At 62.2% G+C, this 13419-nt stretch carries 14 protein-coding genes and 1 pseudogene; 5 read left to right on the plus strand and 10 right to left on the minus strand.

Translation table 11 applies throughout. From position 1 onward, the window contains the following. Positions 1-225: pseudogene (locus tag AAFX91_RS06300) on the plus strand (IS110 family transposase); the annotation flags it as partial. A 262-nt stretch (positions 226-487) separates the two neighbouring features. Here AAFX91_RS06300 and AAFX91_RS06305 read toward each other — a convergent pair. Beyond that, the gene (locus AAFX91_RS06305; protein WP_394565891.1) at positions 488-703 is read right to left on the minus strand and encodes a hypothetical protein; all 216 of its coding nucleotides are present in this window, start codon (positions 701-703) and stop codon (positions 488-490) included. A 108-nt stretch (positions 704-811) separates the two neighbouring features. Continuing rightward, entirely contained in the window at positions 812-1561 is a 750-nt protein-coding gene (locus AAFX91_RS06310; protein WP_394565892.1) for an outer membrane protein, read from the minus strand. Positions 1562-1856: 295 nt separating this feature from the next. On the opposite strand from AAFX91_RS06310, the gene AAFX91_RS06315 reads away from it, so the two are divergent. Beyond that, positions 1857-2153, plus strand: a complete 297-nt coding sequence (locus AAFX91_RS06315) for a DUF3551 domain-containing protein (protein WP_394565893.1) — start codon at positions 1857-1859, stop codon at positions 2151-2153. Positions 2154-2292: 139 nt separating this feature from the next. Next, positions 2293-2586 (plus strand): DUF3551 domain-containing protein, encoded by a 294-nt coding sequence (locus AAFX91_RS06320; RefSeq protein ID WP_130577968.1) that lies wholly within the window; start codon positions 2293-2295, stop codon positions 2584-2586. A 10-nt stretch (positions 2587-2596) separates the two neighbouring features. Here AAFX91_RS06320 and AAFX91_RS06325 read toward each other — a convergent pair whose 3' ends face one another. The 8 genes from AAFX91_RS06325 to AAFX91_RS06360 all read right to left on the minus strand — a co-directional run bounded on the left by AAFX91_RS06325 (position 2597) and on the right by AAFX91_RS06360 (position 11430). Next, complete coding sequence (locus AAFX91_RS06325; RefSeq protein ID WP_028162765.1) at positions 2597-3295, minus strand: ABC transporter ATP-binding protein; 699 nt, start codon at positions 3293-3295, stop codon at positions 2597-2599. A gap of 8 nt (positions 3296-3303) precedes the next feature. Next, positions 3304-4584 carry a lipoprotein-releasing ABC transporter permease subunit gene (locus AAFX91_RS06330; RefSeq protein WP_394565894.1) on the minus strand — a complete coding sequence of 427 codons (1281 nt, stop codon included), beginning with the start codon at positions 4582-4584 and terminating at the stop codon, positions 3304-3306. A gap of 74 nt (positions 4585-4658) precedes the next feature. Further along, entirely contained in the window at positions 4659-5978 is a 1320-nt protein-coding gene (gene proS / locus AAFX91_RS06335) for a proline--tRNA ligase (protein WP_130577970.1), read from the minus strand. A 301-nt stretch (positions 5979-6279) separates the two neighbouring features. Then, entirely contained in the window at positions 6280-6810 is a 531-nt protein-coding gene (locus AAFX91_RS06340) for a copper chaperone PCu(A)C (protein ID WP_130577971.1), read from the minus strand. 31 nt (positions 6811-6841) lie between these two features. Further along, the gene (locus AAFX91_RS06345) at positions 6842-7345 is read right to left on the minus strand and encodes a TlpA disulfide reductase family protein (protein ID WP_130577972.1); all 504 of its coding nucleotides are present in this window, start codon (positions 7343-7345) and stop codon (positions 6842-6844) included. Continuing rightward, positions 7342-8568, minus strand: a complete 1227-nt coding sequence (locus tag AAFX91_RS06350) for an exo-alpha-sialidase (RefSeq protein WP_394565895.1) — start codon at positions 8566-8568, stop codon at positions 7342-7344. Before AAFX91_RS06350 ends, AAFX91_RS06345 begins: the two co-directional genes overlap by 4 nt. A gap of 11 nt (positions 8569-8579) precedes the next feature. After that, complete coding sequence (locus tag AAFX91_RS06355) at positions 8580-10973, minus strand: TonB-dependent receptor (RefSeq protein WP_130579971.1); 2394 nt, start codon at positions 10971-10973, stop codon at positions 8580-8582. 88 nt (positions 10974-11061) lie between these two features. Next, a complete protein-coding gene (locus AAFX91_RS06360; protein WP_130579972.1) occupies positions 11062-11430 on the minus strand; it encodes a DUF2946 domain-containing protein in 369 nt (122 codons plus the stop codon). A gap of 450 nt (positions 11431-11880) precedes the next feature. On the opposite strand from AAFX91_RS06360, the gene AAFX91_RS06365 reads away from it, so the two are divergent. Together AAFX91_RS06365 and AAFX91_RS06370 are read left to right on the plus strand one after the other, a co-directional pair. After that, a complete protein-coding gene (locus tag AAFX91_RS06365; RefSeq protein WP_394565896.1) occupies positions 11881-12285 on the plus strand; it encodes a globin in 405 nt (134 codons plus the stop codon). A gap of 118 nt (positions 12286-12403) precedes the next feature. Continuing rightward, the gene (locus AAFX91_RS06370) at positions 12404-13414 is read left to right on the plus strand and encodes a sugar ABC transporter substrate-binding protein (RefSeq protein ID WP_130579973.1); all 1011 of its coding nucleotides are present in this window, start codon (positions 12404-12406) and stop codon (positions 13412-13414) included. Positions 13415-13419 lie beyond the last annotated feature (5 nt).

A 13419-nucleotide genomic window follows, 5' to 3' on the forward strand; every position in this document is an offset into this window, starting at 1 on the left:
GGCAAGCGATCCATCCGCGGCGGCCGCGCCGGCGTCCGCTCGATCCTCTTCCTCGTCGCGGCCATTGCCGCGCGTTATGACCAAAGCCTCGCCGACTTTCGCGATAGGCTGGTCGCTGCCGGAAAGGAAAAAATGGTCATTCGCATTGCGCTCGCCCGTAAGCTCCTGGTCCGCCTCAACGCCAAAGCACGCGAGGCGCGTGCCGCTTACGCCAATGCAACTTGACAATCCAGATAGTCGCTCATCCCCGCTCAGAACTGCGGAATCAACTGGGCCCAGACCGCGATCATCCCAATGAACAGCGTGATCGATGCCAGCGCCGCCGCCTCTTCGACGAAAATCTTCAACATCGGCCGTCTCCTTGATGAGAACATACGAGGAACATTGTTCCTCATTTGTTCCTAGAGTCAAGGCCGAGCATCGGGTTGGCGCGGAGAATCGAACGCGAATGAAGCGGGTGGTTAATGCGCGGCCGCAACCGGCGAGGTCATCCGAACACTTTTTCTGGTTGGACCGTCAGCCTGTAAGCGACGTAGGGCTTCTCGCTGTAGCGCTCGAGGAGTTCGTTGCAGACCAGGCAACGGAATTCCCCCGGCTGGCCGGGAAGCGAATCGACCTCGATGCGGCGGTAACCGGCTTCGCATCTCGGACATTGCACGTCGGATTTCAGCATGGCGCTGACGATGCGCCGCGATCGCGGCATTTTCGCGCCGCGCGCCGAGAATGATCAGGGGCCGACCGACGGCAAACCAAGAAAAAAGCCCCGGGCAAATTGCCCGGGGCTGATTGTGCCGCGTTGGTTTCGCGAGGATCAGTACTTCGCGATAAGCGGAGCGCCGCCGAAGCCGAACTTGTAGTTCACGCGGACGGTGACGAGGTCGGCGTCCTGCTTGATGTCGTCGATACGCGTAACGCCGAGAATCGGGCTGACGAAGGTGTGGCTCTCGGTGTCGAGGAACAGATGGTTGTATTCGACGCCAGCCGACCAGCCGGGAGCGAAGGCGAATTCGACGCCGGCGCCGACGGTGCCGCCCCAACGGGTCTTTTCGACGCTATCAAGGGTCACGCCAAGGACCGAGCCCTCGTGCTTGCTGTTGGTGACCGCAGCACCGCCCTTCGCGTAGAGCAGCACGTTGTTCCAGGCGTAACCGACCTGGCCGGTGATCAGGCCGAAGGCATCGATCTTGGAGCGGTTGGTGACAGCAGGTGCAATGAGGCTGACGTTCGAGCCGCTGAAGTCGGCCCAGTTGCCCTGGCCTTCGACACCGAACACCCAGTTGCCGGCCTGCCAGCGATAGCCGAGCTGGCCACCGACCGTACCGCCGGTCGCATCATGGGAACCTTCACCGACGCCGAAACCGAAGACCGACGTGTTGGTCCAGGTGTTGTGGCTCGAGCCCCAGCCGCCGTTGACGCCGATGTAGAAGCCGCTCCAGTCGTAAATGGCGGCGACCATCGGCGGAGCCTTGGTGTAAGGACGCGCGGCGAGATCCGCGGCGACCGCGGGCGCAGCGGCGCCAAGGGCGACCAAGCTCGCCGTTACAAGCAAAACCTTTTTCATTTTTATTTCCCGTTCCAGATGTGATGACCCCACGGTCTTCACGCGCCTCAATAAACAGGGTTCCTCAAAATTGCTGTAACTTGGCTGCAACAGATGCGGTGAAACGATTCTGACGAAAACGTGAGTTAATGTTGTATTACTTACACTTAGCCCCGAAGATCGTACCGTTCCCCTGCCAAAAAAATTCACACTTCGGCCTTCGCCACACTCCTTGTGTTGCATATTTGTTTGACGTCCTCTCGGTTGTACGGCTTGGATCGGCTGACGAGCGACGAGCTGCGATCAAGGAGAAGAGATGCGCAACGTAATCCTGGTTTTGTCCGCGGCCGCGGCGATCGGCACCCTTGGAACCGCGCCGGCCGCAGCGGTCGGCACGCGCTATCCATTCTGTATCCAGGGGAACGAACATCCCGGGCTCAGCAACTGCACCTTCACCAGCTACGAGCAGTGCCAGGCAACGGCGTCCGGGCGCTTCCTGTGGTGCGTTCCCAACCCCTTCTATGCCGGCGACAGCAACGGCCGCCGGGCTTCGCGCCGTCCTCTGCCGCCGCCCCAGCCCGTAGTCCCCTTCTTCGAGCCTTTCAACGATTGAGTCGGAGCGCACCTCCGCTCCGCGAAGGGCAAATGATCGGCGCGGGAACGTGACTTGACGGTCCCGCCCGCGAATACTCTGTTCCGAGTGGGGTTAGCGATGGGAGGACGGAATAGTCGTCCTGACGCGGGAGGAACCGATGCGCATTCCGATGTTGGCGATCCTGACGCTTGGCGCGGTCGCGGCGGCATCATCCGCCCGCGCGCAGATCTATGACCCGAATTATCCGGTCTGCCTGCACGTCTACGGCCCCGTCACCTACTACGAATGCAGCTACACCTCGCTGCCCCAATGCGCGATGTCCGCGTCGGGCCGGGCGGCCCAATGCGTGGTCAATCCTTACGCGGCCAACGCCTACCCTTATCCTTACGCGGCTAACGCGTATGTCGATTCGTCACCGCGGCGTCACAAACGCTATCGCCGGGCCTACTGAACCCCTGTCCTTAATCAAGCTCGACCACCTGCCCGTTCGCCAGCGACACGCGGCGGTCCATTCGGGCGGCAAGGTCCATGTTGTGGGTCGCGATCAGCATCGCCACCCGCGTCGCCTTCACCAGTTGCATCAGCGCGTTGAAGACGTGGTCAGCAGTCTGCGGATCAAGGTTGCCGGTCGGCTCGTCGGCCAGCAGCGCTCGTGGCGCATTCGCGACCGCGCGCGCAATCGCGACCCGCTGCTGCTCACCGCCGGAAAGCTCGGCCGGCCGATGCTTGATGCGGTCGCCGAGGCCGAGATAGGACAAGATCTCGGTCGAGCGTTTCACGGTCTCGGAGCGTTTGAGGCCGCGGATCATCTGCGGCAGCATCACGTTCTCCAGCGCGGAGAATTCCGGCAACAGCCGGTGCGACTGATAGACGAAGCCGATATCGGTGCGGCGGATCTGGGTGCGATCGATATCCGACATTTGCGAGGTCGGCGTGCCCCCGACATAGACTTCGCCGTCGTCGGGGGTCTCGAGCAGGCCCGCGATGTGCAGGAGCGTCGATTTGCCCGAGCCGGACGGCGCCACCAGCGCCACGGACTGTCCCGGCCACAGCGCGAGCTTGGCGCCGTCCAGAATCGTCAGCGTCGCCTCACCCTGCCGGTACTGGCGCTTGATGTCGTGGAGATAGATGACCGGCACATCTTGCGCCCCCTCCGCCATCTCAGCCCTCACTCGTAGCGCAGTGCTTCGACGGGATCGAGCCGCGCGGCCCGCCACGACGGATAAAGCGTCGCCAAGAACGACAGCGTCAGCGCCATGATGACGACGGCCGTGGTTTCGCCGAAATCGATCTCGGCCGGCAGCTTCGACAGGAAGTAGAGCGTCGGGTCGAACAATTCGCTGCTGGTGAGCCAGGACAGGAATTGCCGGATCGATTCGATGTTCACGCAGATCAGCATGCCCACGAGGAAACCGACGATGGTGCCCACGACACCGATCGAGGCGCCCGTGATCAGGAAGATGCGCATGATCGATCCTTGCGAGGCGCCCATCGTGCGCAGGATCGCGATATCCTGTCCCTTGTCCTTTACCAGCATGATCAGGCCGGAGACGATGTTGAGCGCCGCGACCAATACGATCATGGTCAGGATCAGGAACATCACGTTGCGCTCGACCTGCAGCGCGTTGAAGAAGGTCGAGTTGCGCTGCCGCCAATCGACCAGGAACACCGGCCGTCCCGCGGCTTCCGTCACGGTCTTGCGAAACGTGTCGATGCGATCGGGATTGGTGGTGAATATCTCGATCGCGGTGACGTCATTGTTGCGGTTGAAATAGGCCTGCGATTCCGCAAGCGGCATGAACACGAAACCCGAGTCATATTCGGACATGCCGATCTCGAACACCGCCGCGATCTTGTAAGGCTTTATGCGCGGCGTCGTCCCCATCGGCGTCACCGCACCGCGCGGGGCCACCAGGGTGATGCTGTCGCCGGCATGCAGCGACAATTGATCGGCCAGGCGGCGGCCGATCGCGACCCCCTGCCCTTCGTCGAAATTCTCGAGGCTGCCCTGCTTGATGTTCTTCGCGATCGAGAACAGGTTGTTGAGATCTTCCGCCCGCATGCCACGCACGAGCACGCCGGAGGCATTGAAGGCGGAGGACGCCAGCGCCTGGCCGTCCACCACCGGCGCCGCAAGCCGGACACCCTGCACCTGGCTGATGCGCTCGGCGACATCCTTCCAGTCGGTGAGTGGCGATTCCAGCGGCTGGACCAGGAGATGGCCATTGAGGCCGAGGATCTTGTCGAGCAATTCCTTGCGGAAGCCGTTCATCACGGCCATCACCACGATCAGCGTGGCGACGCCGAGCATGATGCCGAGAAAGGAAAAGCCGGCAATCACGGAAATGAAACCTTCCCTGCGACGCGCCCGCAGGTAACGTCCTGACAGCAGCCATTCGAAGGGCGCAAAAGGCGGGGTGCGGACTTTTTCGGTCATGGCCTCATCCATGTGTCGATAATCCCATGATTCGGGGCCAAATGTGGCCGGACTGGCCAACCGCACGCGGGTGCGGTGGATAAACGCTATCCCGCGATCTTCACAAGCGCGTCGTCGAGCGTGAGGTTCTCGCGCGTGCCGTCGCTGCGCCGCTTGATCTCGACTTTGCCTTCGGCAAGGCCTTTCGGGCCGACCAGGACCTGCCAGGGGATGCCGATCAGGTCGGCGGCGGCGAATTTCGCGCCGGCGCGCTGATCAGTATCGTCATAGAGCACGTCGACGCCCTTGGCCTTCAAATCCGCGTAGAGCTTTTCGCAGGCCGCATCAACGGCGGCATCGCCCTGCTTCAGGTTCAGGATCGCCGCCTTGAACGGCGCAACCGCTTCCGGCCATTTGATGCCGGCATCATCGTGGCAGGCCTCGATGATGGCGCCGACCAGCCGCGAGACGCCGACGCCATAGGAACCGCCATGGATCGGCACTTCCGCGCCGTCGGGGCCCGCGACCAGCGCCTTCATGCTGTCGGAATATTTGGTGCCGAAATAGAAGATCTGGCCGACCTCGATGCCACGCGTATGCACCCGCTTCTCCGCCGGCACCTCACTCTCGAAGCGCGCGGCGTCATGGACGTCCTCGGTCGCGGCATAGACCGAGGTCCACTGCTTGATGATGTCAGTGAGATCGCCGTCGTAGTCCACATCATCGGGCGGAATCGGCAAATCGAGCACGTCGCTGTTGCAGAACACGCCGGACTCGCCGGTCTCCGCCAGCACGATGAATTCATGGCTCAAGTCGCCGCCGATCGGCCCGGTTTCGGCGCGCATCGGGATCGCCTTCAGCCCCATCCGCGCAAACGTGCGCAGGTAAGCGACGAACATCCTGTTGTAGGTGCGCCGCGCGCCGGCCTCGTCGAGATCGAAGGAATAGGCGTCCTTCATCAGGAACTCGCGGCCGCGCATCACGCCGAACCGCGGGCGCTGCTCGTCGCGGAACTTCCACTGGATGTGATAGAGATTGAGCGGCAGGCTCTTATACGACTTCACATAGGCACGGAAGATTTCCGTGATCATTTCTTCGTTGGTCGGCCCGTAAAGCAGCTCGCGCTTGTGGCGGTCGGTGATGCGCAGCATTTCCGGGCCGTAGGCGTCGTAGCGGCCACTCTCGCGCCAGAGGTCGGCGAGTTGCAGGGTCGGCATCATCAGTTCCAGCGCGCCGGCGCGGTCCTGCTCCTCGCGCACGATCTGCTCGATCTTCTGCAGGACCTTGAAGCCGAGCGGCAGCCAGGCATAGATGCCCGCGGCCTCCTGCCGGATCATGCCGGCGCGCAGCATCAGGCGATGCGAGACGATCTCCGCCTCTTTCGGGTTTTCTTTCAGGATAGGCAGGAAAAACCGCGACAATCGCATGGGCGCACTCAGGAATCAGTTGAGGAGGCAAGAGAAACGCAGTGAAACCGGATCGGATACGAAAACACAAGGCCGGTACTTGCGAAAAAGCCGCCAAATAAGCCGATTTGCGGGCATTGCGCCGATTTGTAATGAGATCGCCGGGGGTGGGTAAAGCAAACCTTACCGGACGTTCACCCTAAATCTGGCCGACCTGTAGGGTGGGCAAAGCGCAGCGTGCCCACCATCAAACATTCCACTCGTAGCGGTGGGCACGCTGCGCTTTGCCCACCCTACAACCTCAAGCGCCTCTTGCCCGGCCTCACATCTTGCTGCCGGAATGATCGTGCGACTTCTTCATCTCCATGTGACTGCCATGGTCGCCGCCCGGCGCCGTCGCTCCGACAGCCTGCACGTCGAGCGACAATGTCACCTTGCCCGCCTTCTCGAATTCGAGCGTGACCGGCACTGTGTCGCCCTGCTTCAGTGGATTCTTCAGGTCGAACATCATCAGATGATAGCCGCCGGGCGCGAGCTTGACGGTCTTGCCGGGCTCGATCACGAGACCCTTCTCCAACGGGCGCATCTTCATCACGCCGTTCTCCGTCGCCATCTCATGCACCTCGAGCTTGCCGGCGATATCGCCGGAGGCCCCCACCAGCCGGTCCGGTGACGAGCCCTTGTTCTCGATCGTGAGATAGCCGCCAGCGACCTTCGCGCCGCTCGGCGTCGCCCGGCTCCAAGCCTGGCTGATGACGAGATCGCCGGCCTTGATGTCTTCGGCCTGCGCCGGGACACCGAGCAAGATGGCCAGGAGAGGAGCGAGCGTAATGATGGAAGAGCGTTTTTTCATGTTGTTCTATCCCGTATTTCAGATTGACTTGTTATCTTGATCCCGTCGTCGCGGCCTGTCCTTGTGCCCATTTGTCGAGCTCCGGCATCTCGGCCGCTCCCTCGATCGTCGTGACTGCGCCGCCGCGCGCGATCAGCATCGTGCGCGGAATATCGCCCTGCCAGGCCGGATCGATTTCAAATCGCAGCCGATCGGCAAAGCCATCGCTGAACATCCAGTTCTCGGCCGCGGAGAGCCCCGCTTTCTGCAGCATCGATTGCGTCGCCTCCGGGAGATTGGGCACCAGGTCCGCACTGATCGTGACCACATCGATTCCAGGATGGTCCTTCATGAACTTGCCGAGTTGGGGTAACTCGACCTTGCACGGACCACAGGTCACGCCCCAGAAATGAACCAGGGTAGGACGACCGGCGTGTGAACGCAGAATCTGCTGCCAGCTTCCGCGTTCGAATAACTTGAGCTCGGCGTCCTCCGCGGTTGCTGCGGCGGAAAGCGTCCCCAACAGAAATGCTGCGGCAAGCAGTTCGCGTTTCATGGCTCTCTCTCGATTGGTTGGAAACGGTATCCATCGGCCTTCGTCATCCAGGAGAGATAGATTCGCCGGCTGTCCGAGACGAGCAGCGGATGGTCGGAATTGTCGGTCGTGCTGGCGATCACCCTGGATGTCGACCAGGTCGCTCCATCATCCTGTGACGTCATCAGCTTCACCTCGGTCTTCTCGCCGTCGAACTCCTTCCAGACCATCACAAGCCCATCCGGTCCGGCGATGACCTGAGGCCGCGACGGGCTTCGGCCAAGCTCGCCGATCGGCAGTGGACCCGAGAAGGTTTTCCCGCCGTCGGTCGAGCGCGCATAGAACAGCCCCTTACGCGCCTTGCCGTTCGTGTACCAGGCGACATGATAGGTTCCGTTCGGCGAGATTGACAGGCTCGGTCCGTGATGCGGGCAGGCCGCGATTTGCCAGTCATCCCGGCTGACGCGGTGAACCTCCCCCGGCGAGGCCGGGCCTGAGAAGGTGACGACGGCGTGATCGCGGACACCGCCCTCAAAGATATTTCTGAACACGATGACCGGACGGCCGCTGCCATCCAGGGCCAGGCCGAGGCGACAACATTCGCAGGTGTTGTCGGCGACGATCTGCGCGTCGGAGTAAGTCGAACCGCCATCCTTCGATGTCGCGAAGAACAGGCCTGCGCCATCGTAGGGCTTGCCGTTCTGCCGCGCCGGCACGCGGTTGCGCTTGTCGAACCAGGCCGCGAACACGGTACCGTCAGGCGCGAAGGCAATAGCCTCGAAGCGCTGGCTCTCGTTATCAGCGGTGATCGGGCGCAAGGGAGCAAAGCTCTTGCCCCCATCGGTCGATTGCGTCGTGAGCACCTGACCGTTGAAGGCCTTGTCCCTGAAGATCGAGAACGCAAGCGCAATCCGCCCCTTGCCATCGATGGCGATCTTCGGACGTGCGTCCGGTCCCCAATCCAGATTAAGGCTCTCGCGCGTGACCTGCACCGGCGAAGAGTAGGTCTTTCCTTCGTCCTTCGAACTTGCAACGGATATCTGACCGCCGGCCATCCAGACCAGCCAAAGCGTCCCGTCGGCACTGAATGCGGGCATGACCTTGCTTGCGCAACGCAGGACCGTCTCCTCGCACGCAGCTTCCGACGCGTGCTGATGGTTCATCTGCGCGGATGCGCCGCCGTGCCAAAGCGTGAAGACGGCGGCCATGGCGGCAGCACCGAGGATAGCTCTGAGGTCCTTCATGACAACGCACCTCATTTGAACGCCAGTTTCATGCCGGCCACAAACGTTCGTGGCGCTCCGGCATAGATCGAGCCGGTGGTGTTGGCCAGCACGCTCGCGGGGTTTTGAATGCCCACCGCCGTCACCGTGTCCGGAATGTTGTTGGCGGAGGCCACATACGTCCGGTCAAAGACGTTCCGCACCTCGAAATAGAGGTTGATCGCCTTGAAATAGTCCGAGACCAGATCGGTACCGTAGTGGACATTGAGGTTGACCAGTTCATAGCCGGGCGCCTTCAAGAGATTGGCATTGTCCATGAAGAAGGAGTCCTTCCACTGCACTTCCACAAACGCGCCGAGCCCCCGGAGCGGCCCGGACAACTGGTCGTAGGAAAGCCGCGCGGTCAATTCGTTCGGGGAGATGCCGGGGATCTTGTTTCCCGCGCGATTGAAGCCGAACACCGCGCCATTGGTGATGTTCTCGACGTACTCCGTATAGACCTCGTCGAGATAGGTGTAGGCCGCCGTCAGCCGCCAGCCCGGGAGGAACCGCCAGTCGGCGGCAAGCTCCACGCCGCGATGCTCGGATCGCGGCGCATTGAACATATAGCTCGCATTGGGCGCTCCGACCGGAGTTGCCTGCGACACTAGTTCGTCCTTGAAAAACTCGTAGAAGCCGGTGGCGCTCAGCTTGAGCGCGCTGTTCGGCGTCCAGTCGAAGCCCAGATCGTAACCGAGGTTTTTCTGCGCCTGCAGCCCTGTATTGTTGCCGTTCTGACCGTTTGACAGCACAAAGAGGTTTCCGACCTGCGGCGTCCCGTATCCGGTAGCCACCCTGCCGCGGAATTGCCACTCGCTGTTCAGCCTGTAGAGAAGCGCAAGCTCCGGCGCGGTGTTCTGGAACTGCCGATCGGCGGTCGTCACCGTCGCCGTCGTGATCCCTGTCGGCCCGGTATAGGTGAAGGCCGTGTTCCTTCCCTTGAGGTTGGTCGTTTCCCATCCAATGCCCGCGATCGCCGTGAGCGACGGGTTGAGCTTGAGTTCCTGTCGCGCGCGAACGCCGTAGTTGGATGTATCGCTGTACAGATTGCTGGATAGCGCTCCAAGCGTGGCATTGCCGCCCGGCGCGACATTGCGCGTATCGCTGGAGGCGGCGAGCGTGTTGTACCAGCCCCCGAAATAGGTGGTCGAGTCCATGCCAAGGATCTCGCCGCGCCGCGTGATGTCGCTCATATAGTTGTAGGACGGGAAATCGCCGATTGCGCTGGTCGCTCCGGTCGGCTGATTGATGTTGCGGTCGTCGAACACGAACTGGTTGCGCCAGGTGGTCTGATTGTCGAAATCATGCTCCCAGCGGCCGCCGACGATGGTGCGACGATCGTTACGGCCGAGCCCCGCCTGTAGCGCAGTCTCCCTGTCGATTCCCGCCGCCGCGTTGAAGCCGTTGTTGAACAGCGGCACCGTTGCGCAGCCCAGCGCCGCGGTGGCGCCGGTCACGCAGCCGCTCTGGAAAGGGTTCTGGTTGTACTGGTTCAGCGACAGCCGGATCGGCAGCCGCGCGCTCAGGTCGTTGTTGATGAACTTGACCGTGAAGCGGTCATCGGGCGTGGCCTGCAGCGTGCCGAGGAAATTCACCGTCTGGGTGTTGAACCAGCTATTGCTGATGTAACCGTCGCCGCGCGCATCACTCGCAAACAACGAGCCCTCGAAATTGCCAACCTTCTTGCCTGCGGCCAGATAGTTGTTCAAGTAACCGAAGCTGCCGCCGTCGACGCCGTATTCGACACCGTCGATCGTGCCGCCCGGCCGCGTCCGGAAATTCAGCGCACCGCCGGTCGCGTAGTTGCCGAACAGCGCCGAGGATGGTCCGCGGATGACGTCGATTGCGCCATAGGCGTGCGGATCGATCAGGTCGCTGCGCGACAGTCCGTCCGGTTGGGTGACCGGAAAACCGTCCTCGAAGATGACGAGGTTGCGAATCCCGAAGCCGTTGCGGGCGTTCGATCCGCGGATCGAAATGCCGACGTCGCGCGGCCCGTTGCCCTGCTTGATCGAGATGCCGGGGCTCTCTCTCAGCACGTCTCCGACCGAGAACGCCGGCCGGTTGTCGAACTGGCTGCGGTCGACGGTGGTTTGGGTTTGGCCACTGGGAGCCTGGTTGAGCCCGTCGCGCAGAACCGAGGGCGCAACGTCGCGCTGCACGACGACGGTCGGGATGGTGGTGGTCCTCGGCGACGTCACCCGCGGCCGGGCGGCGAGCGTGCGCCCCACCGGCTTCGGTTTCGCGGGCTTGGCGCGGGCTTCTCGGGGTGCATCCACGTTGACCGGCGGCAAGGCAGTTTGCGCTGTTGCCGGGGATGGATCGGTGGCGAGCATGGCACCAAGCACCATTGTGCCGGCACCGCTCAGGAAAGCGAGGCGTAACATGGGAGGAAATTCCTGACACCGGCTCTGCGGCCGGCTTGATTGACGGCGTCAACCGGCGCAGCGAAGGCGCACCGGCAGCGAACGGCAGTCAGGAAATCGATGGTGGGGCGCGTGCCTGCGCGTGGGAGCGTGCCCGCACATCCGCCAGGCGGGACACGAAATCGAACCATGCCACCTGTTCGGGCGACCGCTCGATAACGCCGGCGGTCATCTCGGGTGGATCGACCGGAGTGCCGGTCTGCAGCACATTACAGATCGAGCAGCAGCCGTCTCGGACGTGCGGCCCGCCCGGGTCGGCTTCGCCGGAACCGGCGCTGTTGTCATGACAGATGATGGCGGCAGCCAGCGGATCGGAAGCGGCGATTCCGGCCGCCCAACAGGCTGCGATCGGCGCAAAGACTTGCACCATCAGCGCAATCAGGAAAACGGGCAGAAAATTCTTCAGCCGCCGGCGCATCGCAAAACCCATCCGATGGCGGAACTAATCATTGCGCCCAGCCGGAGTCGAGAGTGGAAACGCCGCCTTTTTGTCCCGGCGCAAGGAATAATCGGCTGGACCAAGTGTCCGCCCGCGCCCTACCCCTTTACCCCGCGACGGGTCCTGACCGCAGCTCTACAACCGGCAGTGGCGAAATCCCAATCATTTCGCAAATTGCTCGAATTTTGAACAATCGTTGCTGAAATTGATGACAAAACAAAAAAGATGGTCTACCAATTCGGGCTCAGGCCAGCCACAGGGCGGACGGTCTGGTGGTCCAAGTCTCGGGAGGAGCCCGGCGCGCGGAAGCAGCGTCACCCCATCAATCAAGATCAAATCCGAATTTTTGGGGAAAATAGGGTCGACACAATTTCTCGAGCAGGGCTGGTGCCCTGCTCTTTTTTCTTTGGGCCATCGCGATCGCTGATCATGTCATCGGCAAATCCGATCGAGCGCAGCTTCGAACTTGCGGCGGCGCGCTGTGATGATCTGACGCCGCTAGTCTATCGTCGCTTGTTCGAAGCGCATCCCGAAGCAACGGCGATGTTTCGCACCGAAGGCAGCGAGCTCGTCAAAGGCTCGATGCTGGCGCTGACCATCGAAGCGATTCTCGATTTCGCCGGCGAGCGGCGCGGCAACTTCCGCATGATCGAATGCGAGGTCGCCTCGCACGACGCTTACGGCACGCCGAGAGAATTGTTCGTCGCGTTCTTCGCCGTGATCACGGGCGCGCTCCGGGAAATTCTTGGCGTGGAGTGGACGGTCGAAATCGATGCTGCGTGGCAAAAATTGCTGCGCGAAATCGAAAGCATCGTGATGCCGGACGTTGGCTAGCGCAGCCGCGGAATCGGAACCGTTGGCATGAACGCTCCGATTGTGACAGACTTTCCCTGATCCGCGGCGCGTGCAACCGACGCCGACGGCGCCAAGAACAGATATCAGGGAGCGTGCGATGCCAGGGAAGGACACATCCTCAAGGACCAGGCGCGATCTTCTTCAGACAGCGGCAGCCGCCGCGCTGCTCGGCGGGATTGGCGTGAGCCCCGCGCTCGCGGCCGAAGTCGGACGTTCCGAGAAACCGCTGAAGGCTGCGTTCTCCAACGCAGGCCTGCAGGCCACCTGGTGCGCGCAAGGCAAACAGGCGGCCGAATATTGGGGCAAGCTCTTCAACGTTGACGTCACCTGGTTCGACGGCCAGCTCGATGCGGTGAAGCAGCGCGCGGCGATCGACAACATGGCGTCGCAGAAATGGGACTTCGTCGCCATCCAGGCGTTCGGCATCGGCACGCTGACCCAGCCGGTGCAGAAGATGATCGACGCCGGGATTCCGGTCATCGACATGGACACGCTGATCGCGCCGCTGGATCAGATCAACGTACATTCCTTCCTCGCCCCCGACAATGAATTCATGGGCTCATCGGTGACGCAGGCGCTCGTCAACGCCATCGGCGGCAAGGGCAAGATCATCATGACGCAAGGCGCGCTCGGCCACACCGGGGCGCAGGGCCGCGCCAAGGGCTTCAACTCAGTCGTGAAGCAGTATCCGAACATCGAGGTGCTCGACACCCAGCCGGCCGATTGGGACGTCTCCAAGACCGCGCGTCTGTGGGAGACCTATCTCACCAAATATCCGCAGATCGACGCCGCCTTCTTCCACAATGACGACATGGCGCTCGCCGCCTACAACATCATGAAGGCGCGCAACCGCACCAACATCCTGATCGGCGGGGTCGACGCCATGCCGCCGGCGATTCAGGCGGTGAGTGAAGGCCGCATGTTCGCGACCGTTCGCAATCCATCCTGCCGCATCCATGGTGGCGCCATCATCGCCGGTGTCGCTGCGGTGACCGCGGGCGAGAAGAGCGGACAGGGCATTCCAAAGAGCGTGGTGACCGACGGCCCTGTCGTAACCAAGGCCAACGCCGCGGGGATGCAATGGATGGAGGATCATTTCCTGATCTGAGCCGC

It is taken from the genome of Bradyrhizobium sp. 31Argb (genome assembly GCF_043638955.1).
In the GTDB taxonomy this organism is placed as follows: Bacteria; Pseudomonadota; Alphaproteobacteria; order Rhizobiales; family Xanthobacteraceae; genus Bradyrhizobium.